We start from the raw sequence: 26,636 nt of genomic DNA, 5'->3' as shown, positions 1-26,636 counted from the left end.
TCGAGTGATGTCGATCGAACACGTGTTCGAGTAACGTGGTGTCATGCGATCGAACTCAGCGAAGCGGAACCCAGCCCCGCTGCCCCAGCCGGTCCAGATCACTGGCCATCAGGCCGCTTTCCGACACCGTCCACAACTCGTCGCCGATCACCATCGACCGCCGGATCATCCCGGTGGGGTGGGCCACCCGCCCGACCTCGACCAGTGCGTCGCCGTCGATCCTCAGCACCAAGGCGTGGTTCGACTGCTGCCACTCGCCCGCACGGACACCCGCGCCCTTGCCCGTCACCGGCACCACGACCAGGTTGCGCGCGGGCCAGTGAAGGAAGGCGTGCGGGTCATATTCCACTTCGGACGATCCGCCCTCAAGTCGCTGCTGCGCAAGACGATTCGGCGTGGCGGGGTTGCCGACGTCGAACAACGACACCTGGGCGCCGAGCCGCCGTCCTTGCTCCGTGGCTTCCTGACCGACCCCGAGCACCTTGCCGGGTCCCACCGGGTGCAGGTAGGCGGAGTATCCGGTGATCTTGAGCTCGCCGGCCACGCGCGGCCTGGCCGGCTGGGACAAGTCGAGCGTGTACAAGGGATCGACCTGCCGGAAGGTGACCACGTAGCCCACCGTTCCGAAGAACCGTACGGCGTAGATCCGTTCGCCCTTACCCAGGCCGTCGACCCGGCCGACCTGCGTCAGGCCTTTGTCCCCGCGCGCCAGCACCGTCACGATGCTGTGCGACTGAGGCTGACTTCCTTGCGGGACAGCGTCAGCAGGCCACGTGGTCGTGGCGACCCGCAGATGTCCGTCATGCTCGGACAACGAGTACTGGTTGAGCAATGTGCCTTCGACTTCACCGGAGCCCGCGTACTTCGGCGGCGCGCTGCCGGCGATGTCGAACCGGTGGATCTGCGTCCTGCCGAGGGCAGTGCGGTCGGGCACCGTCGTCGCCGGTGGGGCCTGCATCGGCACCATCCGGCTGAAATGGTCGTCGGCCACATACAGGCTCTTGTCGGTGCCGTACACCGTGTCGCCGTCCGCGGCCACCGTGACCGGGTCGCCTTTCTCCAGCGCCTTGGTCAAGTCGATGGTGAGCACGGTCAGCATCGCCGTGCCCGAGTAGTCGGCGGGGTGGCTGACCTTGGCGCAGTCGACCAACCTGCCTTCCGTTTTCGTCCCGCCGCTGTCGAGCCGGTAGCCGGGCAGCCAGTCGTCGATCGACGACTCCAGGGCCACGTCCCGGTTCTTCTGCTGAGCGGTGGTGGGTGACTGTGTCCCGTCCGGATAGGAGAACTTCAACTTCGGCTGCGAACGCACGACGACTCGGGCCACGGTGCCCACCTGACGCGCGTCGACGTACAGACCGCTTACTTCCAACGTGCCCAGCACCTTGGGTGTGCCGGCGAGGTCCACGAGCACGAGCTTCGACCCCATGGCCCCGCCGGGGTAGATCGGTGGTGCGGGCTTGCCGCGTGGCGTCGGCACGTCGTACACGACGTGGTCCTGGTTTGCCACGAGCAGCGCACGGTCACCGGAGATGAGCATCTGGGAGACGAACACGTCCGGCACGTCCAGCGTCCCGGTGATCTTGCGGGAGGCCACGTCGATCACTTTCAGCCTGCCGTCGACGACCGACACGATCCGTTTGCCGTCCGTCTTGACGACGTCCGGCTCGTCCACGTTCGCCTCGTGGTTGTTGGTGGCGGAATGTCCAGGAGCCTGACTGCCCGCACCGGCGCTGTCCTGCGCCTGTTCACGTTTCTGTTGCTGCGGAGGTGCGGCCGCCGCTCCCGGCATCGCGGGTACCGCGTCCGGGATGGCGCCACCGCCACGGGTGGCGAGCGCGTAGCCGTTGGCGAAGCCGTACGGGCCGATGTGCGGCAACGCGGCCCGCCGGAAGCCCGACAACGCCGCTTCGCAGGAGTCGAACGCGACCAGGGAGACCGCGCCTGAAGGGAGGTCCGTGACCGTGGCCCTGTCCGGCGACGGCCCGGCGAGTCCTGACGAGGGAATCACCGAGGCCGCGGCGACGACACCACCGATGACGACCGCGATCGCACCCCCGGCGACGACCCTGGACCTGCGAACTCCCGGTAGTCCTGCTTTCCCTGCCATACCCACAAGACGGTGACACCGCCGGAATGCGTTGCCGGGAATATTGATAACGGTTGGATCGCGGCGATGATCGGCGGCAGCCGACAACAGCCTGTCATCCCCAGTCCACCGTCCGCGACCGACGATCCACACCCCCGTCTGGCAGTACCTCCACGGCACCACACACTGAGGTCATGCGAGTCGACCAAGCACAAGCCATCGCCCGGCAATGGGTGACGACCGAGGGAGCCCGCCTTCCCGGCTTCGCGGGCGCTTTCCGCAAGCGCCTGGCACGATCAGCTAGCGGCTTGCGAGCCGCTGTTCGGCAGCCAGGAAGTGCGCCAAGTCCTTGGTCGCCGGATACAAGGACCGATAGTGCTCGTAGAACCTGCCGTACGTCGCGGTGTGCTCGGGGTTCGGCGTGACCGTCCGCGCCAGCGGATTCCAGTGGTCCACGGAATGTCCCAGTGCGGTGGCCGCGAGCATCGCCGAGCCGAACGACGCACCCACTGTCTCGGTGGGCAGCTGCTGCGGCACACCGGTCACGTCCGACACGATCTGCGTCCACAAGTCGCCCTGAGTGCCACCGCCCACTGCGACGACCCGTTGCTGAGACCCACCCATCACCTCAAGGTTGTGCCGCAGGCCGTACGCCGTGCCTTCCAGCGCGGCGCGGTAGACCTCCGGCTGCCCATGGCTCAGCGTCAGGCCAGCGATGATCCCGCGGGCGTCCGGGTCGAAGATCGGCGTCCGTTCACCGGCGAAGTACGGCAGCGTCAGCAGCCCGCGGCTGCCCGGGGGCACCGTCGCCGCCTGCGAGACCAAGTCGCCGAACGACCCGGTGAACAACTGCCGCAGCCAGTCGGTGATCGCGCCCGAGGTCGCCATCCCCGCGGCCAGCGAATACGTTCCGGGGAAGGCACCCTGGGTGGTCCACAGCGCGGGGTGCGGCCGAGGCGCGTCCACGACCTGGATCACGAACATCGTGGTGCCGTACATGACCATCACGTCACCCGGCGAGGTCACGCCGACGCTCGTGGCCTCGGCCCACGCGTCGATCGTCCCCGCGATCACCGGCACCCCGGCCGGCAGGCCGGTCTCCTCGGCCGCCTTCCGCGTGACCGTTCCCACGATCTCGTTGGGCCAGAACAGTTCCGGCAGCCTCAGGTCCGGCGCGATCCGGGCGCACCAGTCGCGTGCCCAGTCAGCCTCCCGCATGTCGTACATCGGGTCGCACTGGCTCGCGGAGTGGTGATCGAGCACGTACCGGCCGGTCAGCCGGAGTACCAGGTAGGAACTCGCCATCAGCATGAGCGACGTCTGCTCGTACACCGCCGGTTCGTTGTGCGCCAGCCACAACACCTTGGGCCCGACGGCCTGACTGGACAACGGCGTCCCGCCGCGTTCGAGGATCGCGTCAGCACCGAACGCCGACGTCAGTTCCTCGATCTCGGCCGTGGCCCGAGTGTCCACACCGTACAGAATCGCGGGCCGCAGCGGAGTACCGTCAGCGGACGCGGGCAGCAGGCACGGGCCGATACCGCTGACACCGAGACCGGTGATCGGCGACGGTGACGCCTCGGCCAGTTCCCGTGCCAGCGCCAGGAAGTCCGCCCACCACACGGCTTCCGCGTCGTGCTCGACCCATCCCGGCCGCGGGGCCGACACCGTGTGCGGTCTGCTGACCCGGGCGACGATCGTCCCTTCCGGACTGACCAGCACGCCCTTCGAGCTCGATGTCCCGATGTCGATCCCGATCAGCACGGCGTCAGCCTCGCGTGAACTCGTCGAGCGTCACGCCGAGCAGCGAGCACGCCGCGCGGACGGTGGCCCGGTGATCGCCCGGGACGGCGTGGATGTGATTGGCACCGAACCGGGACAGGAACACCTCCGCCGGCGCGTCCAGGCGCGCGAAGGCGTGCGGCCATTCCGGCGTCGACTGGTTCATCAACGCCTGGTTGGTCTCCTCGTCGTACGTCTCGAAGCTGCCGAGCATCAGCTGCATCCGGTACGCGCCGTTCTTGCGTGTCAGGCGCCCCAACGTCATCTCGCCCGGCGCCGCCAGGTGGTGCACGGACGCGCCACCGGCCGGGAAGAAGAACACCTCGGGGTAGAGGTGCACCCGCGCCAGGTTCTCGGCCGGATCGGCACTACGCGCGGCGTACCAGGTCGCGTGCTGCCCGGAGTTGCACAGGTCCCAGATGTCACGGTCGCCGTGGTAGTGCCGGACGTCCGCGAACAGCACCGGCGTGTTGGCGATGTGCTTGAACAGCTGCATGGTCAACGCGCCGTCCATGTCCGCTTCCGTCGCGCAGACGTGCGGTTCCTTGGGGCCGTTCCAGTCGTAGGGGTCGTTCAGGAACGCCTCGGCGATGTCCATCGTCGCGAAGTACTGGGTCAGCTCGGGCTGGCCCTTGATACCGGTGAAGTCGAGGTGCCACTCGTCGATCAGTTCACGCATCGCCAGGTATGAACCGATCTGCCGCTCAAGCAACGCGGGCGTCAGCTTCTTGCCGTCGTAGTGCACGTTCGCGTGCCGTTCCAGCCACTCCCGCGCCTTGACCTTCTCCCCGGCGTCGGCCAGTTCGGCCCGCCGGACGATCTCCCACTGGTCGATCTCCTCGACGTCGATGCCGAACAGGCGCTGCCATTGGTCGGTGTTGGCCACCGCGGTGTTCATCCCCATCGGCCGTCCGCCGATCCGGCCGAAGGTGGCGCCGCGCAGGCGTGCGACCGCCGCCGCGGCCGAAGCGTGCGCACCGATCGACGCGATCAGTCCGGGCGAGTCGGGATCTCCCCACAACCGGGTGTGCTCGCGTCCAATCTGGTCCAGCGCACCGCCCGCGGCGAGCATGCCGACCATGCCGGGCTGCACCGGATCGATGTTGGACAGCAACAACAACGGGCCGTCGAGCGCACCGGCGGCGAGCATCGTGAAGTGCGGGAAAGCCCAGACCGCGTAGTGCAGCACGGTCAGGTTGACGTCCGCCGCGGCGATCTCACGGGCGACCGAGGTCGCCAGCGTGTTGGAGCTGACCGGGCTCGAACCGCGGACCACCTCGTGGCCCGCCTCGCTCAGCCGGGCGGCGAGTTTGTCCTCCGTCCGGCGGATGAAGCCGGCGATACCGCCGTGAACGTAGTCTCGGCCGTCGGAAACACTGATCACACCGATCCGGGCCACGAGTCCTCCAACGCGTTCGCAGTGAGACTGCCCTTGAGTCGAGTAATCGATTACTCGTGACGCTATTCGCCGGGCCGAGTAGTGTCAACATTGCCGCAGTGCGTGAGGTGCACTGCAACCAGTTCCGCAGAGTGAGGCCAGTGGGTGTGGCGACCATCAACGACGTGGCGGCCAAGGCGGGTGTGTCCACCGCGACAGCGTCGAGGGCGCTGAACGGCAAGTCCACAGTAGACCCGGCGCTGGCCGCGCGGGTGCTCTCGGCAGCGGCGGAGCTGGGGTACCAGCCCAACGGACCGGCCCGCAACCTGCGCCGCCAGGAGACGGCGGTGCTCGCGCTGATCATCTCGGACGTCGAGAACCCGTTCTTCACCTCGATCGCGCGCGGCGTGGAGGACGTCGCCCAGGCCGTCGGTTACTCCGTGGTGTTGTGCAACTCCGATGAGAATCCGGAGAAGGAACGCCGGTACATCGACGTCGCGATCCAGGAACGGGTGGCCGGAGTCGTGCTCTCCCCCACCGGCACAGCGCCCAATGTGGACCTGCTGACCGCGCGCCGGACACCACTGGTCGCGGTCGACCGGCCACTGCCCGCGGCGGCCGACATGGTCCTTGTGGACACCCGGAGTGCGGCGAAACAGGCGACCACCCACCTGATCAGCCAGGGCTACGACCGGATCGGCTGCATCACCGGCCCGGCGGGCATCCAGACGGCGGATGACCGGCTGGCGGGCTACAAGGATGCGCTCCGCGCATCCAAGCGGCGAACTTCGGCCAGATTCGCCCGTCGCGCCGAGTTCCGGGCGGACGGCGCGTTCGAGGCCGCGATCGACCTGCTGAGCCAGCCGGACCGGCCGGACGCGCTGCTTGTCGCCAACAGCGCCATGGCTGTCGGCGTGCTCGAAGCGCTTTCCAAACTGGACCTGCGGCTCGGCGCGGACGTCGGGGTGGTCGCCTTCGACGACGCTCCCTGGGCGTCTTTGGTCGATCCTCCTCTCTCGGTGGTCTCGCAACCCGCCTACGACATCGGCAAGGTCGCGGCCCAGCTGCTGATGGCCCGGATCGCGGACAGCTCCTTGCCCTACACGACGACGACGCTGAACGCCACGTTGATCACGCGCGGGAGTTCGACCCGGTGATCGGCTCTTGCCGGGACACCGACCGGCAAGAGCCGACCCGGTGATCACCCTGTCTTGGTGAGCATCCGATAGCGAGCGGCCGACCACGCCGGGGAGCCGGTCTGCGGGACGATCCGGACGGTCACCGAACTCTTGCCCGCCACCAGGCTTTCCGGCAGTTCGAACGAGTCCTCCAGCCACCGTGACGACGTGTTCTTCAAAGGCTGGAACCACGTGCCCGCCGGGGCGCCGTCGACGGAAACGCTTGCTTGCTGGAAAGGTTCGTTCTGGTCGTTCATCCGCAGAATCCGGGCGCCTGCCGAGCCTGGGGCCATCTTCATGGTGAATTCCACGGCACCGGTCGCCGAGGCGACGCCGTCGGACACGGTCACCTTGTCGTCCTTGCCTTCGAAGGTCGACTGCAAGGTCCGGCGGGTTTCGCCCGTGGACTGGTAACCATGGGCCGCACGGCTGGCGTCGTCGGCGACGTCCAGCACATCGCTCTCGACAAGCGCGGGCTGGGACTGTCCGTACCAGTAGGAGGTTGAGCTGTAGTTGGCTGGTGCGTCGTTGACTGGGCCGTGCTGGATGTCGAAGCGGAGGTTGGCCGAGAAGGACACGGCCTCGCCGATCATCAGCCGGTACGCGCCCGTGCAGTCGTGCGTGCAGCCGTCACCGTTCAGCTCCCAGGCCGGATTCCCCGCGAGCGGCATGGTGTACGTGATGCCGTCACGGAAATACCAGCCGGACTCGTAGAAGTCCTCTGTGCCTGTGCCGTAGATGGTCGGAGTCGCTGCGCCGTCCACGTAGACGCGCTCGTCGCCTTCCAGGTACAGGCGCATGTTGCCGTTCGGGATGGCGCCGCGCATCGAATGCGTCACCCCGTAGTACACGCCGCGGCCGGTCGTCTGCAGGAACGTGAAGTCCTGGCCTGGCACCGTGTTCCCGGCCGATCTCGTGGCACGGAAGTAGCCGATCCTGCCCGACTGCAACGCCGATGCCACAGCGGGATCGGGCACGTGGTCGGTTTCGACGGTCACATCGCTCAGAGCGACCCCGCTTTCGTTGACCAGCGTCACGGTCGCGTTGCGCGCGTACGGCATCGGCCACCAGGAGGTGTACCAGCCGTCCGGTGCGGTGTCGATGGACGACATCAGCGTCAGCGTGTCGTACTCGCCCAGGCCTGAGCCGAAGAACTCGCCGAGCGGGGCGTCCACCCCCGGCTTGCCGTCAAAGGAGATCACCAGCCGCACGCCACTGAGCACCGCGTCCGAACGCGTGACCTCGGCGGCGGGAACCGGGTAGCGGAACACCCGGTAGCCCTGCCAGTTCAGGCCCCGGACCGTGTAGCCGTGCGCCTGCTCGTCACCCGGGTGGTTCGGGCCGACATCCATCACGTCGGTCCGGCGCCAGTCGCCGGACACGTTGCTGTGCACGCTGTAACGGAACTCGTTGACGTCCAAATCGGACGCTACGTACTCGTTCACCACCGTCAGGGCGGACTTGCCCGCTGTCAGGGCGGACGGGATCGTGATCGTCTGGTCGCGCCACTCGCCCGGCGGGATGTGCGGACCGCTTTCCCAGAACCCCACCTGGGTTCCGTCGACCAGCACCCGTGCCCGTTGGTTGCCCACCTGCGGGTCGTACCGCCGGGTGATCCGGACTCCGGAGTTGGCCGGGTCGATCGCGACCTTGAACGTCGACGACCCGCCGACGGAGAACGCCCGGCCGTCGTCGCCGACCCGAGGACTGGCCACGACCTGCGGGATCTTCACCCTGAGCTGGCTCACCCAGCCGGATCCGGCCAGTGTCGCCACGTTCTTCGACTGGCCCGCCGCGAGCGCGCCGGAGGACACGGGTGCCTTGGCCGCGGAACCGCCCTTGGGGTCACGGATGCCGTACGCCCGCAGCTTCGCGATCACGTCCAGCGCCTGGTCGGCCGGGTCGAACGTCCGCACGCCGTCCGCGTCCGCGAAGTCCCGGTAGCCCACGTGGTAGAAGAGCGGGTTCACCTGCATGGTCACCCGCATCGACTCGCGGTACGGCATCGGCACCCTGATCACCCCGGCGCCCGAGGTGTCCTCGCCGTTGCCCACCAGCGGCCAGACCCACGGCGCGCCCAGTTTGCCGTCGACGACCTCCTCCAGCAGGTGATCCAGTACGACCTGGCCGTCGAGCTCGATCTTGATCCGGCCGTTGTTGGTCATCGACCCGAAGTCACGGGTGAACCACAGCGAATCGATCTGCCCCGGACCGGTCCGCTCGGCCAGCACGCAGCCGCCGGTGCCTGTCGTGCGCAGGCACGAGTACGTGCCCACGAACCCGTCGTCGTTGCCGCCCGTACGGTCGAAACTGGAGAACTGACGCGACACCGCGCCAGGTCTCATCGTGGCCAGCTGGTCCAGCTGCCGGTAGACCTGCCAGCCGATCGGGCCCTTGTCCGTCGCACTCGCCACCTGCGGCGCCGCGTGCGCGACGCCGGTGACGGTGCTGAGGACCAGGGCGGAAATGAGAGTGGATGCGAGCAGGGACCCGAAGCGCATCCCGCCTCCTCCTCGTGAGTGGTTATCGGCGTTAGAACCCCGATAACCACTCACGACGAAAGCGGGGGGCCAGCGGGGTCCGGACGAGGTGTTCAGCCGCCGGGGTTCTCCTTCGCGTAGACCTGGGCGGCGTTGTCCTTGGTGATCAGCTGGGTCTGCAGCGTCTGGGTCTTGGGCACCTGCTGGCAGTCGAGGAGGATCCGGCGTGCCGACTCGATCGCCTCCCGGCCCGCGGTCGGGTAGATCAGCGTCGCCGAGAGCCGCCCGGCCTCCACGGCTTTCAGGCCGCCGGAGGGGATCGGCAGGCCGTCGATGCCGATGAACTTCAGCGCGTCCTGCCTGCCCGCCGCCCTGGCGGCGAGGTAGGCGCCTTCGGCCATCGGGTCGTTGTGCGCGTAGATCACCTGGATGTCCGGAGTGGACTTGAGGATCGCGTCCGCCTTCTCCTGGCCCTTCTCCCGCAGCCAGTCGCCGTCCTGGCTGACCACGATCTCGATCCGGCGGCCGCGGATCGACTCACGGAACCCGTCGCCGCGTTCCCTGGCCGGGGTCGAACCGGCGAGGCCACGGATCTCGGCGACCTTGCCGCCGTTGGGCAGCAACTGCTCGGCCACGTACTTGCCCGCCTGCCGCCCGATCTCGACGTTGTCCGCACCGATCCAGGTCGTGTACGCGTCCCCTTCGACCTTTCGGTCCAGCACGATCACCGGGACGCCTTTGTCGAACGCCTTCTTCACCACCCCGGTCAGCGGCTTCGCCTCGTTCGGGCTGATGATCAGCAGGTCGACCTGCTGGGTCAGGAAGTTCTCCACGTCGGCCACCTGACGGGAGTTGTCCTGCTGCGCGTCGGTGAAGCGGACTTCGAACTGCGGCACGGCCTTCGCCGCCGCCCGGATGTCGTCGTCCATCCGTTGCCGGTACGGCTCCGCCACGTTGGCCTGGCTCATGCCGATGACGTACTTGCCGCCCGCGCCCTTGCACGCGGCGCCGGTCGCGGGCCCAGCGGAACGGTTCTCGCTGGTCGTACCGCATGCGACAACGGAGCCCAGCACGAGGACCGCCACGAGAAAACGCATGTCTCGTCCTTTCGGTCAGGACGGCCGGAGCCGTTGCAGGCCGGCCGCCACCACGATCACGAGCCCCTTGATCAGGAGCTGGACATTCGTGTCGACGCTGTTGAGCGCCAGGATGTTGTTGAGCACGCCGAGAAGCAGCGCGCCCGCCACGGTCCCGACGACCGAACCCCGGCCACCGGCGAGGCTTGTGCCGCCGACGACCACGGCGGCGATCGCGTCGAGTTCGTAGCCGAGGCCGTCGTTGGGACTGCCCTGGTTGAGCTGGCCCGCGTGGATGATCCCGGCCAGCGCGGCGAGCAGCCCGCAGATGCCGAACACGACGATCTTGACCCGGGTGACCGGCACACCGGACAGCCGGGCGGCCTTCTCGTTGCCGCCGATCGCGTACACGTGCCGGGAGAACGCCGTGCCACGCAGGAAGAGGACCGCCAGCACGGCGACCACGACGAAGATCAACGCCGGGATCGGCACCAGCCCGTTGAAGGTCCGTTCGCCCAGCAACGAGAACGCGATCGGCGCCTCGCCAGGACCTTCGCCGTACGCGATCGCGACGCCCTGCCCGCCCGACCAGATCCGCGCCAGGCCACGGGCGATCTGCAGGCCCGCCAGCGTGACGATGAACGCCTGGATGCCGAACACGGCCGAAGCGACGCCTTGCAGCAACCCGAAACCCAGCCCGACGGCCAGCACCACCAGCACCGCGGGCACGAGCCCGAAGTCGTTCTCCACCAACAGGACCGCCGAGCCGACGGCGGCGAGGCCGAGCATCGCGCCGACCGACAGGTCGATCCCGCCGATCAGGATCACGAACGTCATGCCGACCGCGATGATCCCGATCTCCGACACCGCGCGCACCACGTTGAACAGGTTGTCGCTGGTGAGGAACAGCAGTTCGCCGTCGCGGCTGGGCGAGAACACGATCGCCGCGACGAACACCGCGACCAGCCCGAACAGGCTTTGGAAGCGGAACACCATCGAGCGCACGCTCGCCCGGCGCGTCTCCGCCACGAAGTCAGTGGTCACAACGGCACAACCTCCCCCATCGACGCCGCGAGCAGATCCGCCTCACCGGCCTGCTCGGTCCGCAGTTCGGCGACATCCCGGCCGCCGCGCAGCACGATCACGCGATCGCACACGCCCACCAGTTCGGCCAGCTCGGAAGACGCGAGCAGGACGCCCATCCCGCGCTGAGCGGCCTGCCCCAGCAGGTGGTAGATCTCGGCCTTCGCGCCGACGTCGACGCCGCGGGTCGGCTCGTCGAGCAGCAGCAGGTCCGGTTCGGTCAACAGCATCCGCCCGAGCACGACCTTCTGCTGGTTGCCGCCCGACAACGCGGAAACCGGGTCCCGCACCGAGGCGAGTTTCACGCTCAGGTCACGCACGATCCGAGTGGCCGCACCGGCCTCACGGCGCCGCGACACCACACCGAGCCGCGCGATCCGGTCCACGACAGACAGAACCGTGTTGGCGAGCACCGAATGGTCCAGTGCGAGCCCGGATATCCGGCGGTCCTCGGGCATGTACACCATGCCCAGCCGGATGGCGGACCGCGGGCCGCGCGGCCGCACCGGGCGGCCTTTGAAGATCACCGATCCGCGCCGGCGCCCGCCCGCGCCGAACAGGGTCTCCAGTAGTTCGGTCCGCCCGGAACCCAGCAGTCCGGCCAGTCCGACGATCTCCCCGCGCCGGACCGTGAGGCTGATCCCGGCGGGGTCCCGGCGGCCGGGCCGCGACCGCGGCACGACAAGATCGCGGACTTCGAGGAGCTGCTCGCCGGTGTCGGCTGTCTCATGGGTGGTGAACATGGCCCGCACCGGACGTCCGATCATCGCCTCAGCGGCCTGGTCGGCGGTCATGTCCCGCGCGTCGAACTCGGCGACGACGCAACCGTTGCGCAGCACCGTGGCCCGGTCGGCGATCCGGCCGATCTCGTCCATCCGGTGGGAGATGTAGACGATGCCCGCGCCCGCCCGGCGCAGCTCGGCGATCACCGTGAACATCCGGTCCACTTCGGCCGACGACAGCGCGGACGTCGGCTCGTCCATGATCAACACCTTGGCGTCGAGCGACAGCGCCTTCGCGATGCTGACCAGTTGCTGCTCGCCGGTCCGCAGCTCGCCGACCTGACGGCGCGGGTCGAGGTCGATTCCGGTGCGGCGCAACAGAGTCCGGGTCTCACGCAGCATCGCGCGCCGGTCGAGGGTGCGCAGCCGGGTGCGTGGTTCCCTGCCCAGGAAGATGTTCTCGGCGACCGAAAGCCCCGGTACCAGATCGAGTTCCTGGTGGATCATGGCGATCCCGGCGCGCTGCGCGTCGGCGGGGCCGTGGAAGCGAACGGGCCTGTCCCCCACGGTGATCGTGCCCGTGTAGTCGGTCAGGTCGCCGGACAGCACGCGCATCAGCGTCGACTTGCCCGCGCCGTTCTCACCGAGCAGCGCGTGCACTTCGCCGGCCCGGACGGTGAGATCCACCTCGCGGCAAGCCCTGACCCCGCCGTAGGACTTGCTGATCCGGACCAGCCCCACCAGTGATGCGACACCGTTGTCCATCCACACCGCCATGAGGCTGAGAAAACGATTACCCGAGACGCTAGGGCGGCCTCTCGGACGTGTCAAGCGTCCACTGGCCGATCAAGAAGTAGGTTGCTCCTCCACCACCGCGCGCCCGCGCGGCGACAGCCGGTAGCCCACTTCCAGGCTTTCGGTGAGACCGAGTTCCTTGAGCCTGCGAACGTCCGCTTTGAACCGGAGCGTGTCCCTGCCCAGGGACGCGGCGAGGTCGGGCGCCCGCACACCCGGTCTCTCCGCGATCAACGCGAGCACGGTGAACGTCCACGGCCCGTGGTTGCTCCGTTCGTCCATCCGGCGCAGCTTCGCCCGGATCAGCGCGATCTCCTCCGGCGACGGCAGCGACTCGCGCAACGACACCCGCGGGTCGTCACCGGCGAACCGCAACGACACTTTGTACACATCGCCGTCACGGCCCGTGAGAGACGATGTCAGTTCGGCGAGGGTCTTGTATCCCGCCAACCGGGCGTCCTTCGCGGTGATCCTCCGTAGCGGGATCGGCTCGACGGAGTCGATCGCGAGCACGCCGATCGCGGTGCGCAACGTGCCGCCGGGCCTGACGGTGGGCCTGCGCCAGCGCCGGAACGCCAGCGTGACCTCACCCGCGCGAATCCGCTCAAGGACATCGGCCCTGATCAGCATGGCTCCACCCTCTCGACATCAGGCGAGCCGCGCGGCATAGTGGATGAGGTGCACGCACAGTGTTGAAGTATGTGCGATTTGTATTCTTTCTTCGTGAATTCCTTCACAAAGGCGCACGAACCCGCACATCCGCGCTAGTCTATGCGCATGAGCATGGCGCTGGAGACGGTTTTGGCCAAAGCAGGGCTACGCGTCACCCCCGGCGAGTTCCTCGGTCTTGTCGAGGACGCCGCAAGGCGGCTGTCGCCACCGAATCCCCATCCCGCCGAGTACTTCTCGGCGGACCAGCGCGAAACGCTCACCGAGGTAGGACTCGACCTGCGGCCACGGCGCCCCGACGAGGTCGACTCGCGCGCGCGTGCCGTCGCCGCGCAGGCCGTGCTGCGCGATTCCGCCCTGACGGTGTCCGACGCGGCCACCACCATCGGCGTAGACACGAGCCGCATCCGGCACAGGCTCGCCGCCGGCCGGCTGGTCGGCTGGAAGGACCGGGGCGGATGGCGGCTGCCCGCCTGGCAGTTCACCGGCTCCGGCGTGCTGCCCGGCCTGGAGACCGTGCTGGCGGCGCTGCCGATCGACCAGCCACCGCTGGTGGTCGCGGCGTTCATGACCACACCCCAGGAAGACCTGGTCATCGGCGGAGAACTCGGTACACCCCGGCAGTGGCTGCTCGCGGGCGGAGATCCAGATAGGGTTGCGGCGCTAGCGGCCGTCCTCGGAACCCCCGCGTGACGGTGACGAAGACGTAACCGACCAAGACAGGCTGACGACTCCAAACGTATGGCTCGGCTCCCCCAGCCACCGACTCCGGCTGCGCTCAGGTCGCTGCTGCGAGTGGACGAGGACATCGTGGCCGTGCACAACGGCACGCGCCTTGTCCGGATCTTCGCAGCGGGCGGCGCGCACCGTCAGCGGTGGAACTCCTTCCGGTACACCGGCCCGCTCCCGCACGGCCGGTTCGACCCGCACCCGCTCGGCCCCGAGGGCCGTCCCGCCGACAGCCCCGGCAACGGCGTGCTGTACTTCGGCCTGTCGGTGCGCACCAGCCTCGCCGAGGTCTTCCAGTCGACGTCCATTGTGGACAGGTCGACGCGCCGGCCGCACCTCGTGGTGTTCCGGCCGCAACGCACCCTGCGCCTGCTGGACCTGTCCGGCCTGTGGCCGACCCGCGCGGGTGCCTCCCAGGAGCTCTCCAGCGGCTCGAAGACCCTGACCCAGGCGTGGGCCAGGGCGATCCGCGCGGCACACCCCGAACTGGACGGCGTCTGGTACCGGTCCTCAATGGACGGTGGCGAACCGGCGATCTGCCTGTTCGACCCGCCCGCCGGTACCGCGATCCCGCCCGCGCCGGACATGCTGCTGCCGCTCGACCACCCCGGCCTCGACCTGCCGCTCGGCCGGATCTGCGAGGAGCTGAACTACACCCTGCTGAGCTGACCGTGCTCAGCCCAGGTGCCGGGCCCACCAGCCGAGCACGGCCTCGAACCGCTCCTTGCGGTGCCGCGGCCGTCCTGACCTGGTCAGTTCGTGTCCTTCGCCGGGGAAGAGCAGGAACTCGACGTCCGTGCCCTGTTTGCGCAGTGCCACGAACATCCGCTGTGCCTGCTCGACCGGGCACCGCCAGTCCTGCTCGGAGTGCACCACCGCGAACGGGATCCTGATCTGGTCCGCGTACGTCAACGGACTGGTCTTGACCTGCGTTTCCCGGTTCGCGCCGACGTACAGCTCGGTGAACGCGTAGCCGATGTCGGAGCTGCCGGTGAACGAATCCCAGGCGTTGACGGCACGTTCGCTCCACGCCGCGCGGAACCGCTGACCGTGGTGCGCGGCCAGCCAGCTGGTCATGAACCCGCCGTAGGAACCGCCCATCACGCCGACCCGGGACGCGTCCGCCTCCGGCAGTTCGAGTGCGGCGTCCACAAGCGACAGGATGTCATCGACGTCGACGGTCCCGAAGCCGTGCACGATGGCTTGGCCGTGCGACTGGCCGTAGCCCGCCGATCCCCGCGGGTTGGGCAGCACGACGAGGTAGCCGGCCGACGCGTAGACCTGGGCTTCGTCGAAGAATCCCCAGCCGTGATAGGCGAACGGCCCGCCGTGCACCGCCAGCAGCACCGGATGCGGGCCAGGTCCCTCCGGCAGCACGACCCAGCCGTGTGACTCGTACCCGTCCGGTGACTGCGCGGTGAGCTCGCGGACCTCGCACAGACCGCTGGCGCGCAACGGCCCGGAGAAGTCAGCCAGCGTCCGGCCCTCGAACACCACGCGTCCGGCGCTGTCGGGCGTGGAGATCGCCGAGACGACCCGGGACCCGTCCACCGCGAACGCCTTGATCTTGCTGTGGGTGGGGCTGAGCAGCGTGGTCTCGGCGAAGGTCACCTCCGAGGCGGACAACGGCACCTGCCGCAGTTCGGTGGCGCCCCGGTTGAGCGCGACGAAGACAACCGACGCCCCGAGCAGCCGCGGGACGAAGCCCTCCTCGGCGCAGACCGTCTCCTGGTCGGTGAGCCGGCGGGGCCGCTGCGGCTCGGCCAGGTTCAACGGCGCCGCCCAGACGCTGGTGTTGACGGCCACGGCGAAGTCACCCGTGAACTGACGTCCCAGGTACACCACGACACCGTCGCCCACGGTCACGGAATGTGCGTCGCCGGGCACTTCGACCGCGACGACGGGCGTTCCGCCCGACGCGGGAACGGCGTACAGGTGCTCGCGCTGCGATTCCTTGGCGCCCCAGTGCGCCGATGCGGGGAAGACGAGGTGTTCGCTGTCCGGCGTCCACGACGGCGTGCCCACGTCGCAGGCACCGTCGGTCAGCTCGGTCAACTCGCCGGCCAGGTCGGTGACGAACAGCCGCGGGCGGCGGTCGAGGACGAACCCGATGTCGTCCCACCGGTAGTCCAGCCTGGTGATCCGCCGGTACGTCTCGTCGGCCGGTTTGCCGCCCGGCGCGTACCGGCCTTCGTCCGGCACCCGGGCGAGGAAGGCGATCCTGGTCGAGTCCGGGGACCACACCGGGCAGCGCACGCCGAGCGGGAAATCGGTCAACGCCCGCGAGTCGCCGCCGTCGACCGGCTGGACGTGCAGTTGCGGGAGGTCGTCGGCCGACGTCCGGCGCAGGAACGCGACCCAGCGGCCGTCCGGCGAGATGGCGGGGTCGAAGTCGTGGAAACCGTGCGTCCACGGCCTGGTGCCGGTCCCGTCGAGGGCCACGCGGTGCAGACCACCGCGGTAGGTGTTGCTCGCCAAATCGGGGTGAGCCGCTGCTACCAGCAGCAACTCACCCCGAAGGCTGATCGAGTCGGTGGCCGTGAGCAGCTCGATGTCATCTGGGCGCACCCGACCGACGCTACCCGATACTTAGCGAGGCTTACGACCTTCCGGAGGGAGAAGTCAGCTGGACGTCGTAACCGACGTGCCGTCTGCCTCCTTGGCCTTGTCCCGCCGGGTCTTGAGCAGGCTCGCCACGGTGGTGATCGTCAGCACGCCGATGATGACGCTGAGCGACACCGCGATGTTCGGCACCCAGACGTCCAGGTGCTCGCCGCCGTTGATGAACGGCAGCTCGTTGGTGTGCAGCGCCTCGAGCACGAGCTTCACACCGATGAACGCGAGGATGGCGGCGAGACCGATCTGCAGGTACACCAGCTTGTTGAGCAGACCGCCCAGCAGGAAGTACAGCTGCCGCAGACCCATCAGCGCGAAGGCGTTCGCCGCGAAGACCAGGAACGGCTCCTTGGTCAGGCCGAAGATGGCCGGGATCGAGTCGACCGCGAACAGCAGGTCGGCCGTGCCGATCGCGATCATCACGATGAACATCGGCGTGACCATGCGCTTGCCGGCGACCTTCACGAACGACTTGGAGCCGTGGTAGCTGTCCGTGACGGGAAGGAACTTGCGGGCCAGCTTCGTGGCGCCGTTCTCCTTGTACTCCTCCTCGTCGTCGGCGTGGTTCGACTTGATGAACGTGTACGCGGTGTAGATGAGGAACGCGCCGAACAGGTAGAACACCCAGCTGAACTCCGCGATGACCGCGGCTCCGAGCAGGATGAAGACGCTGCGCATGGCCAGCGCCAGCAGGATACCGATCAGCAGGACCCTGTGCTGGTGGATCGCGGGCACCTTGAACGCGCCCATGATGACCAGGAAGACGAAGAGGTTGTCGACCGACAACGAGTACTCGGTGATGTAGCCGGCGAAGAACTCTCCCGCGGGCTGCCCACCGGCGAAGTACCAGAGGCCGAGTCCGAAAACGACGGCGCAGGCGACGTAGAACGTCACCCACCTGGCGGCTTCACCAATGGTCACCTCATGCGGCTTGCGATCCACAATGACGAGGTCGACCGCCAACAGGATGAGAAGTCCTGCGACGGTCGCGATCCACAACCACATGGGCACACTCATTGATCACCTCCGGATAGGCGGGCATAGCCGTCCAAACCGGAGGTCTCTTCCGCCAGTGCGTCTCACCGCACGGACCGACGGCGCCGGGCTCATTACCACTGCTCCCAGCGGTCGAGATCCGTGTTGACGACACCGCCGCGAAGGAATACTCCCCTCCACTGCAGCCCTTATTGTCCCCATCGGCCCCCCGGAAAGCCAGACGGAGCCCCCCATCCGGTTGTTGTTCTTGGTCACACCGCCCGAACGGCCGCAGGGGAACACCCGACTGGTCACCCACAGCAAGTTCTCAGCAACAGTCCAATACCGTGCGCAGGTGCCCCGAATGTCCAAAACCCAGCTGCGCTGGCTGGCGCTCACGCTGGCCGCCGTGATCGTCGCGGCAGGCGCTCTGCTCTGGGTCAACAGCGGGTCCGACGGACCCAGAGTCGTCACCGAGGATCGCGTGGTCGCGACCGGTGGCGCCCAGCTCGACACCACGCTTTACCTGCCCGAACAGACCCCCGCGCCGGCCGTGCTGGTCGCGCACGGGTTCGGCGGCAGCAAGGAGAGCGTCGACGGCGACGCCCGTGAACTGGCTCAGCGGGGCTTCGTGGCGCTGACGTGGTCGGCCCGCGGCTTCGGCCGCAGCACCGGCCGGATCGCGCTGAACGCGCCGGACGCCGAAGTCGCCGACGTCAGCAGGCTGATCGACGAACTGGCCAAGCGCCCCGAGGTGCAGAAGGACGGTGACGACCCCAAGGTGGGCATCACCGGCGGCTCCTACGGCGGCGCGATCTCGTTGCTGGCCGCCGGGTACGACAAGCGCATCGACGCGCTCGCGCCGGTGATCACGTACAACGACCTCGGCCAGGCGCTGATCCCGAACTCGGCGACCACCGAGCCGCTGCCCGGCAGCCCTTCCGCGAACGCTTTCGCCGCGCAGGGCGTGTTCAAACGCTCGTGGGCGGGCGTTTTCTTCGCCGCGGGGATGGGTGGCGCGGGCTTCGCCAATCCGAGCGCGGAAGCCGCCGAGCCCGGCAGTGACAACGACGACCAGCTGGACTCCCAGGACCCGGCCGCCGCGGCCGCGGGGGACGGCGGCGGCGCCCCGCAAGGTGGCTTGCCGCCGGGCCGTTCCCCAGGCGGCGACCAGGGCATGGGTCCGTGTGGCCGGTTCACCGAGCAGATCTGCGCCGCCTACACCGAGCTCGCCACCACCGGCAGGGCCAGCCAGTCCACTGTGGACCTGCTGCGCTCGGTCTCGCCGGTGTCGGTGACCGGCCGGATCACCCAGCCGACGATGATCGTGCAGGGCGAGCAGGACACCTTGTTCGGCCTCGACCAGTCCGACGCCACCGCACGGCAGATCGCCGCGGCGGGCGGCAAGGTCAAGGTGGTCTGGTACTCCGGCGGCCACGACGGCGGACGGCCGGGGGCGAGCCTGCGCTCGCAGATCGCCGACTGGTTCGACTTCCACCTGCGTGGCCGGGGCAGCGACCCGGGCACGAGCTTCGAGTACGCCGTGCAGGGCGCCCTGCGTGCGCAGGGCGCGCCGAACGTCCGGACCATCACCGCGCCGTCGTACCCCGGCCTGAACGGCACAGCGACCGAGCGCCGGCCGGTCACTCTGGCCGGTCCACAGCAGACGGTCGTGAACCCGCCAGGCGGCAATCCCGGCTCCATCACGAGCATGCCGGGCCTCGGCTCGGTGGTCGCCGGATCGTCCCGGCTGGCCAGCAGGCTCGCGGTGGACATGCCCGGCCAGGTGGCGCGGTGGCGCAGCGAGCCGTTGACCAGCCAGCTGCTGATCAGCGGCGCGTCCACGATCCGCCTGCGCGTCGAGCCGATCCCCGGCCAGCCCGTGCCCGAGGACGGTGTGGTGCTGTTCGCCAAGCTCTACGACGTCTCCGGCGACGGTTCCCGGACGCTGCCCGCCTCGGCCGTGTCGCCGTTGCGGATCACGCAGTTGCCCGCCGAGGTGACGGTCACGTTGCCGGGCATCGTGCGCCCGATCGAGGCGGAGCACCGGATCGAGGTCGCCGTCACCACGACGGACCAGGCGTACGCGGTTCCTTCGCAGCCCGCGGCGTTCACGGTCTCCTTGGCGGACAACGCGGTGCAGGTGCCTGTCGTGCCGGGTACGCGGTCGGCCCAGACGCCGCCGATGTTCGCTCTGATCGGCATCTTCGCGGTGATCGGGCTGGCGATCGTGGCCGCCGTGATCGCGGCGATCCGCCGTCGCCGGGCTGACGACGTCGACGAGTCCCTTGTCGACGTCCCGCTGGTGATCGAGAACCTGGCCAAGGAGTACCCGGGCGGTCTCAAGGCGGTCGACGGCCTGTCGTTCCGGGTGGAGAAGGGCCAGGTGCTCGGCCTGCTCGGGCCCAACGGCGCGGGCAAGACGACGTCGCTGCGGATGCTGATGGGCCTGATCCAGCCGACCGAGGGCTCGATCCGGGTGTTCGGGCACAAGATCTACTCGGGCGCGCCGGTGCTGTCCCGGATCGGTTCCTTCGTGGAGGGGTCCGGCTTCCTGCCGCACCTGTCCGGCGAGGCGAACCTGCGGCTGTACTGGGCGGCCACCGGTCGCCCGGCCGAGCACGCGCACTTCGAGGAGGCGATCGAGATCGCCGGCCTCGGCCACGCCGTACGCCGCAAGGTGCGGACGTACAGCCAGGGCATGCGGCAGCGGCTCGCGATCGCCCAGGCCATGCTGGGCCTGCCGGACATGCTCGTGCTGGACGAACCGACCAACGGGCTCGACCCGCCCCAGATCCACCAGATGCGTGAGGTGCTCAAGCGCTACGCGGCCACCGGGCGGACGGTGCTGGTCTCCAGCCACCTGCTCGCCGAGGTGGAGCAGGCCTGCACGCACGTGGTCGTGATGCACCGCGGCAAGCTGGTCGCCGCGGGCGAGGTCGCGGACATCGCGGCGGTCGGCGGCGAGGCGACGTTCCGCGTCGACGAGCCCGACCAGGCGGCGTCGGTGCTGGGTGAGCTCTCGGGCGTCACCGATATCGAGATCGACGGCAAGCAGGTGCACGCCAACCTCGACGGCACACCGCGGTCGAAGGCCCTCGGGGCCCTGGTCGCGGCGGGCGTGGCGGTCGAACAGGCAGGCCCACGCAGGCGCCTGGAGGACGCGTTCCTGGAACTGGTCGGGGAGAACAAGGCATGAGCGAGCTTGCGAGCGAATCATTCAACACAGGGCCGTACTCATGCGACGGACGTACGCACGACGGGAAGTACGCATGAGTACCAACAATGTTCACACCGACCCCACCGCCATTGGGGCGATGGAGGAAGCCGCGTCGCACGAGCACCTGAAGGTGCAGCCGGACGGCTCGGTCGTCGGTTACAAGGCGAGCCGGACGCTGCGGCTGCGGGTCGAGCTGGCGAGGCAGTTGCGCAGGCGCAGGACCCAGCTGATGCTGGGCCTGCTCGTGCTGCTGCCGATCGTGCTGGTGGTCTCGTTCGAGATCGGCGAGGCCAACCCGAACCGCAGGCAGGGCGGGTTCGTCGACCTGGCCACGGCCAGCGCGCCGAACTTCGTGGTGTTCGCGCTGTTCGTGTCGGGCACGTTCCTGCTGCCGATGATCGTGGCGATCTTCTTCGGCGACACGATCGCCAGTGAGGCGTCCTGGTCGAGCCTGAAGTACCTGCTGGCGATGCCGATCCCCCGGCACCGGCTGATCAGGCAGAAGGCGATCTCGTCCGGCATCCTCTCGCTGTTCGCGTTGCTGCTGTTGCCGACGGTTTCGCTGCTGATCGGCGTGGTCTGGTACGGCGCCGGAGAGGCCGTGAGCCCGACGGGCGACGCGGTGCCGTTCGGCGACGGCGTGATGGCGATCTACGCGGCGACGATCTACATCGCGATCAACCTGCTGTGGGTGGCGGCGCTCGCGCTGTTCCTGTCGGTCTCGACCGACGCGCCCCTCGGCGCGGTCGGCGGCACGGTGCTGGTCGCGATCGTCTCGCAGATCCTCGACCAGATCACCGCGTTGGAGGATCTGCGCAACTACCTGCCGACGCACTACGCGTTCGCCTGGTCGGACCTGATCTCCACCGACATCGACTGGTCGGAGATGACCCGGGGCGCGTTCTCGGCCCTGTGCTTCGCGGCGTTCTTCGGTTTCCTGGCGATCCGCAAGTTCACCCGAAAGGACATCACCAGCTGAGTTCACCAGGCATTATGTGCGGGTGAACCAGACCTACCGGCACGTGTCGGCCTCGCCGACACTGCCGGGTTCCGCACCACCGCACGACGAGTTCGACGTCGCCGCGCTGTACGAGGGCCCACTGAGCCTCGGCGGCGCGGCGGACGTCTCTCTCGACGAGAAACTGCGCAAGGCCTACTTCTGGATCGTCAACCACGCGATCATCAGCCCGCACTACGACCTGGAGTTCGAGGACGGCCCCAGCGCCGCCTTCCAGCTCGGCGACTCCAAGGCCCGGCTGCGGCTGCCCAGCGGGCAGAGCTACTCCAGCTTCGTGCTCATCCCGCTGCTCACCTTCGCGACACGCAGAAGGTGCCTGCTCGTCGGCGGGCCGGGGCGGGGCAAGACGGCGAGCGCGATCCTGATGGGCGTCCTCGCCGGATATCCGCTGCGGGAAGTGCGCAGGGCGATGCAGCACGGGCATCCACAGCTGACGATTTCCGACATGCTGGGCACTCCCCTGCCCGGGGATCTCATCAAGGCCGAGCGGCTGGCGGATATCGACGTCGCGTGGCGGACCTGGCTGGGCATGCGCGTCAAGATCGTCGACGAGTACAACCGCATCCCCACCCGGACCCAGTCGGCCCTGCTGACCCTGATGTCCGACGGGTACGCCGAAGTGTTCGACCAGATCTACGAGTCCGCCGACTCCGCCTGGTACCTGACGGCCAACGACGACGGCGGAGGCGGCACGTACCAGGTGATCGAGGCGCTCAAGGACCGCATCGACGTCGTGGTCCACGCGCTGGCGTTCAACTCGCGGTTCCTCGGTGAGCTGCAGGAACGCGTCGAGCAACGGCTCCGGCCCGAGGAGGTCGTGCCGCCGGAGATCGTGTTCACCGAGGCCGAGCACGACCGGATGCACACCGAGATCCTCCGGGTGCCGCTCCCCCGCGAGGTGCGCCGCAGGCTGGAGTTCTTCTCCGCCCAGTTCGAACTGCTCGAACCCGCGGGCGAGCAGTTCGAGTACCGGACCAAGGACACCGCGAAACTCGCGGGCGTCGACGTGCACCTGCTGTCCGCCGGCGAGACCGGCCGCGACCGCCTGGCCGACCTGGGCGCGCAAACGCTCACGGGTTTGTCGGTGCGTTCGTTGCAGAGCGTCCTCACCTACGCCAAAGCGCTGGCGTACTTCCGGGGCCGTGCCGAGGTCGGCCTGGACGACCTGGCGTCGGTGCTTCCGTTCGTCCTGCACGACAAGCTGGCGCCCAACGACCAGTCGCCCGCCTTCGACGAACCGAACCAGCGTCCTTATCGGACAGACCGGGTCAGCTGGATCCGGTCGTTGTTCGAACGGTCCTGCGCCGAGTACGACCGACTGGACCTGGACGTGCACGACCCGGTCGGCGAGTTGCTCGACGAGTTCGAGCTCGGCCTTGACGACGTTGGCGAGTCCGAAGTGGAGCGCCGACTCGGCCGGATCGAGTCGCTGCTGGCCGAGTGGGGCCGGGACCGCAAGCTGTACGGGCACGTCTACGACGACGCGCTGGCGTTGAAGTACCTGCACCAGCGGTACGTGAACTACCGGGCATGGCTGCGGTGGAAGAACTGAGTGCGGTGTTGGATTGCCTCGCTTCGCTCGGCGGGCTTGGGCGCCAGAGCCGGTCATTTCCACCTCGCCCCACGCAACCGACCTCTTCGCTCGGGGATGGCCGGGTGCAGGGCCGGGGCGAGGTCGGGCGCGTTGCGAGGCGTAAATGACCAGCGCGCCCAAGCCGTTCCATCAGGCGTTGAAGGCGAACCGGGAGCGCTACAACGCCAAGTTCCGGCTGGCCAGGCACCGGTCGAGGAACCTGGACGCAAACGCTTTCCTCAAGCACCTCAACGACTTCGTCGGCCCGATCGTCAACGCGGCAGGCGGGAATCCGGCCGAGGTCACCGACGCGTTGATCGACCTGTCGTTCGCCAGTCACGGCCGCCTGCCGCGGCACCTGCACCAGCTTCTGCTCGACCAGGCCAGATTCGTCGCGATCGAGCCGCGCCGGGTCCCGGTGGCGCTGGCGAACGCCTTACACCACCTGGAATCCGAACCGGGCACCGCGCCCTTCCGGTGGCTTTCCACGATGCGCCGATGGGGCAAGGACATCGACACCGTGGACGCGTTGCTGGACCTGGGTGCCGTCGCGGCCTGGGTGTTCGGCCTCGCCGCACTGCGCGACGCGGCACTGGACACCGCACCACGCCTGCATCCCGGCACGCTGCGGATGCTCACCGGCACGACCGACGTGGCCCTGCTGCGGGCCGACCCCTGGTGGGCCAAGAACAACACCGGTCTGCGGATCGTCCGGCGGCTCGGCAAGTTCCGCGGCCTCGGTGGCACGTTCATCAGGCCACCGACGGTGTTCCTCGCCCACGGCCGCCTGCACGCCACCGACGGCGAGCACACCTGGCGGGTCCACGCGGACCGCTTCGGCGGATCGCTCCGCAGAACCGAAGCCGTGCCAGAACAGCAGGCACCCACACTCACGCTGTCCGAGAGCGGAGTCGTGCACTCGAACGGGATCACCCTGAAGCACCCGGAGCTGGCCGGGGCGTCCAGCTGGGTGTCGTGGGGCAACACGCTGGCCGTGACGACCACGCTCACCCACTCGATCATCTTCGTGGCGCACTCGTGAACTGGCACGAGCACTGGCCGGCGGCTCTCACGGCGTGGGGCCGGTTCACCAAGGTGCACGACCCGCTGTACTGCGAGTCCACATCGGACGCCAGGACCGCCGGGCTGACCGACAGCTTCGCCATGTTCCGGCTGGACGACCGGACTGTCGTGCTGGACATGCAGGCGGTCGCCGAACTCGGCCTGCACGACATGCCGGTCGAGGTGATGGCGCACGAGATCGGCCATCACGTGCTGTGCCCGGCCGACCTGGCCGACAACGCCAGGCTGCTGGCCAGAGTCCGCCGCGGCATCCCCGGCTTCGAGACGTTCGCACCGCTCGTCGCCAACCTGTACGCGGACATGCTGATCAACGACCGGTTACAGCGCAGCCGTGGTTTGCGGATGTCGGTCGTCTACGAGCGGATCGCCACACCGGACCCGACTCCACTGTGGACGTTCTACATGCGGACGTTCGAGATCCTCTGGTCACTGGAATCCGGCACGCTCACCCGAGCCGCCATCACCGAGGACATCGAGGGCGACGCACAACTGTGCGCCCGGCTCGTGCGTGTCTACGCGACCGACTGGCTGCGAGGCGCGGGCGGCTTCGCCGCCCTGTGTTTCCGTTACCTGAGCCAATCCGCTGAAGAAGCGCTTGCCACTACCCGCAAACGCGTCTGCGTGGGAATCGTCGGCGAGGACACGCACATCCCCGGACTGACGATCGCGGACGACGATGTGATCGTGCATCCGGCGCTCGATCCGCACGTGAACGAGTTCGCGCCGCGGGAAGCGCCCGCCGACGAACCACACCCGCCGGGCGAGGGCCAGTTCCGGGAACCGTTCGAGTACGGCCAGATCCTTCGGCAACTCGGCGTGAACATCTCCGACGAGACCGCGGCAGCCCGGTACTACCGCGAACGTGCCGCGCCGCATCTGGTGCGGTTCCCGGTCCGAACCAAGCCCTTGTCCACCGAGCCGTTGCCGGAAGGGCACACCGCCTGGGACATCGGCGAGCCGCTCGAAGCGGTGGACTGGATCGCCACCGCGACCCGGTCACCGGTGGTGATCCCGGGCATCACCACCGTGCAACCGATCACCGGCCGGACCGAGGGTGCGGACACGGCCAAGCGGCCGGTCGACCTCGACCTGTACGTGGACTCGTCGGGCTCCATGCCGGATCCGCGGCGCAACGTCTCCTACCTGACGCTGGCGGGGGCGATCCTGGCCCTGTCGGCACTGCGGGCCGGCGCGCGGGTCCAGGCGACGCTCTGGGCAGGCGCCAAGCAGTTTCTCACCACGGACGGATTCGTCCGCGACGAGAACGCCATCATGCACGTCCTGACCGGCTACTTCGGTGGTGGCACGGCGTTTCCGATCCACATGCTGCGCAAGACGTACATCGAGCAGGAGCGCGCCGAACCGACGCATATCGTGGTGATCTCCGACGACGGGGTGGACACGATGGTCAGGATGACCGACGAGTTCGGCAGGCCGGGCAGTGAGATCGCGGCACGGTCGCTGGCAAACGCCGGCGCGGGCGGCACGCTCGTGCTCAACCTGTGGAATGACTGGGAGGAGAAGATCCGCGCGATCACCCCGGGCTGGGACGTGCACCGGGTGACACAGTGGCAGGATCTGGTCGACTTCGCCGCCGCCTTCAGCCGCAAGCAGTACGAACGGAGCACCGCGTGATCGCCCTGTCCCGGCTGACCCGGCGCCTGAGCGAGACGCCGAACGACTTCTTCAGCGAGCACGCGTCCGTTGCCGCGGTGCTTTCGGACGTGCTGACCGCCGCGGGCCGTCCGGGTCTCAACGCCCAGAGTGCCGAGCGGTTCCACAGCATGGATGCCCGGTGGCGTCAGCTTGTGCTGATCAGTTGCTGGCTGCTGGCGGACGAACCGTTCCGCGAGGTGATGGATCGCGCCCGGGTGCTGGAATTCATGACCGGAACGCTGCCGCCGTTGGCCGGTCTGGTCGAGCCACGGCGGTTCGTCACCGATCCGGACCGCCGGGAGGAGCTCGCCCGGCTGGCCATGCTGGCGCTCGAGGTGATGCCGGAAGGGGAAACGGCCAAACAGGCAGCGGACCGTTTGGCTACAGTAGACAGTGTGCGCCGGTACGAGGTGCTTGAGGCGACCAAGGCCGCCGAGCAGCGGGCCGCGGCGGTGCGCAAGGCGATGGAAGCGGAACGGGCCCGCGAGGCGGCCGCCCGGTACAGCCAGGTGTGACC

General features: G+C 68.6%; 19 protein-coding genes. 9 read left to right on the top strand and 10 right to left on the bottom strand.

The window, feature by feature from the left end:
* Positions 1-55: 55 nt before the first annotated feature.
* The 3 genes from GC106_RS14815 to GC106_RS14805 all read right to left on the bottom strand — a co-directional run bounded on the left by GC106_RS14815 (position 56) and on the right by GC106_RS14805 (position 5,267).
* Positions 56-2,107 carry a beta-propeller domain-containing protein gene (locus GC106_RS14815; protein ID WP_173130018.1) on the bottom strand — a complete coding sequence of 684 codons (2,052 nt, stop codon included), beginning with the start codon at positions 2,105-2,107 and terminating at the stop codon, positions 56-58.
* A 279-nt stretch (positions 2,108-2,386) separates the two neighbouring features.
* A complete protein-coding gene (locus GC106_RS14810; protein WP_173130017.1) occupies positions 2,387-3,850 on the bottom strand; it encodes an FGGY-family carbohydrate kinase in 1,464 nt (487 codons plus the stop codon).
* Between the two features lie 4 nt (positions 3,851-3,854).
* Positions 3,855-5,267, bottom strand: a complete 1,413-nt coding sequence (locus tag GC106_RS14805) for an L-fucose/L-arabinose isomerase family protein (protein WP_173130015.1) — start codon at positions 5,265-5,267, stop codon at positions 3,855-3,857.
* A 146-nt stretch (positions 5,268-5,413) separates the two neighbouring features.
* Between GC106_RS14805 and GC106_RS14800 the strand changes: the two genes are divergently transcribed.
* Positions 5,414-6,403, top strand: a complete 990-nt coding sequence (locus tag GC106_RS14800) for a LacI family DNA-binding transcriptional regulator (RefSeq protein ID WP_173130630.1) — start codon at positions 5,414-5,416, stop codon at positions 6,401-6,403.
* A gap of 44 nt (positions 6,404-6,447) precedes the next feature.
* On the opposite strand, the gene GC106_RS14795 is transcribed toward GC106_RS14800, so the two are convergent.
* The 5 genes from GC106_RS14795 to GC106_RS14775 form a co-directional block, all read right to left on the bottom strand.
* Positions 6,448-8,925, bottom strand: a complete 2,478-nt coding sequence (locus tag GC106_RS14795) for a glycoside hydrolase family 172 protein (RefSeq protein WP_173130013.1) — start codon at positions 8,923-8,925, stop codon at positions 6,448-6,450.
* 92 nt (positions 8,926-9,017) lie between these two features.
* The gene (locus GC106_RS14790) at positions 9,018-10,001 is read right to left on the bottom strand and encodes a substrate-binding domain-containing protein (protein WP_173130010.1); all 984 of its coding nucleotides are present in this window, start codon (positions 9,999-10,001) and stop codon (positions 9,018-9,020) included.
* 15 nt (positions 10,002-10,016) lie between these two features.
* Positions 10,017-10,976, bottom strand: a complete 960-nt coding sequence (locus tag GC106_RS14785; protein WP_173130627.1) for an ABC transporter permease — start codon at positions 10,974-10,976, stop codon at positions 10,017-10,019.
* Positions 10,977-11,020: 44 nt separating this feature from the next.
* Positions 11,021-12,562 (bottom strand): sugar ABC transporter ATP-binding protein, encoded by a 1,542-nt coding sequence (locus GC106_RS14780; protein ID WP_246365732.1) that lies wholly within the window; start codon positions 12,560-12,562, stop codon positions 11,021-11,023.
* A gap of 69 nt (positions 12,563-12,631) precedes the next feature.
* Positions 12,632-13,210: an ASCH domain-containing protein gene (locus tag GC106_RS14775; RefSeq protein WP_173130008.1), complete on the bottom strand. Its 579-nt coding sequence runs from the start codon at positions 13,208-13,210 to the stop codon at positions 12,632-12,634.
* Positions 13,211-13,357: 147 nt separating this feature from the next.
* Between GC106_RS14775 and GC106_RS14770 the strand changes: the two genes are divergently transcribed.
* Together GC106_RS14770 and GC106_RS14765 are read left to right on the top strand one after the other, a co-directional pair.
* The gene (locus tag GC106_RS14770) at positions 13,358-13,942 is read left to right on the top strand and encodes a DNA-binding protein (protein WP_173130005.1); all 585 of its coding nucleotides are present in this window, start codon (positions 13,358-13,360) and stop codon (positions 13,940-13,942) included.
* 48 nt (positions 13,943-13,990) lie between these two features.
* Positions 13,991-14,647: an RES family NAD+ phosphorylase gene (locus GC106_RS14765; protein WP_173130002.1), complete on the top strand. Its 657-nt coding sequence runs from the start codon at positions 13,991-13,993 to the stop codon at positions 14,645-14,647.
* A 6-nt stretch (positions 14,648-14,653) separates the two neighbouring features.
* Here GC106_RS14765 and GC106_RS14760 read toward each other — a convergent pair whose 3' ends face one another.
* Both GC106_RS14760 and GC106_RS14755 read right to left on the bottom strand, forming a co-directional pair.
* Positions 14,654-16,546, bottom strand: a complete 1,893-nt coding sequence (locus tag GC106_RS14760) for a S9 family peptidase (protein ID WP_173130000.1) — start codon at positions 16,544-16,546, stop codon at positions 14,654-14,656.
* A gap of 54 nt (positions 16,547-16,600) precedes the next feature.
* Positions 16,601-17,611 (bottom strand): TerC family protein, encoded by a 1,011-nt coding sequence (locus GC106_RS14755; protein WP_173129998.1) that lies wholly within the window; start codon positions 17,609-17,611, stop codon positions 16,601-16,603.
* 322 nt (positions 17,612-17,933) lie between these two features.
* On the opposite strand from GC106_RS14755, the gene GC106_RS14750 reads away from it, so the two are divergent.
* From GC106_RS14750 to GC106_RS14725, 6 genes are all read left to right on the top strand, one after another.
* Positions 17,934-20,768: an alpha/beta fold hydrolase gene (locus GC106_RS14750; protein ID WP_173129996.1), complete on the top strand. Its 2,835-nt coding sequence runs from the start codon at positions 17,934-17,936 to the stop codon at positions 20,766-20,768.
* A gap of 73 nt (positions 20,769-20,841) precedes the next feature.
* Entirely contained in the window at positions 20,842-21,768 is a 927-nt protein-coding gene (locus tag GC106_RS14745; protein ID WP_173129995.1) for an ABC transporter permease, read from the top strand.
* 22 nt (positions 21,769-21,790) lie between these two features.
* Positions 21,791-23,359: a MoxR family ATPase gene (locus GC106_RS14740; protein WP_217280535.1), complete on the top strand. Its 1,569-nt coding sequence runs from the start codon at positions 21,791-21,793 to the stop codon at positions 23,357-23,359.
* A 145-nt stretch (positions 23,360-23,504) separates the two neighbouring features.
* Positions 23,505-24,422: a hypothetical protein gene (locus tag GC106_RS14735; protein ID WP_173129991.1), complete on the top strand. Its 918-nt coding sequence runs from the start codon at positions 23,505-23,507 to the stop codon at positions 24,420-24,422.
* Positions 24,419-26,098, top strand: coding sequence for a VWA domain-containing protein (locus GC106_RS14730; RefSeq protein WP_173129989.1), 1,680 nt, complete (start codon positions 24,419-24,421; stop codon positions 26,096-26,098). Before GC106_RS14735 ends, GC106_RS14730 begins: the two co-directional genes overlap by 4 nt.
* Complete coding sequence (locus GC106_RS14725) at positions 26,095-26,634, top strand: hypothetical protein (RefSeq protein WP_173129986.1); 540 nt, start codon at positions 26,095-26,097, stop codon at positions 26,632-26,634. The genes GC106_RS14730 and GC106_RS14725 overlap by 4 nt, the downstream gene beginning before the upstream one ends.
* Positions 26,635-26,636: the final 2 nt, after the last annotated feature.

It is taken from the genome of Kibdelosporangium persicum (genome assembly GCF_013280595.1).
Classification (GTDB): Bacteria; Actinomycetota; Actinomycetes; order Mycobacteriales; family Pseudonocardiaceae; genus Kibdelosporangium; species Kibdelosporangium persicum.
The sequence above is the reverse complement of the archived record's forward strand: the minus strand, read 5'-3'. Positions and strand labels throughout refer to the sequence as shown.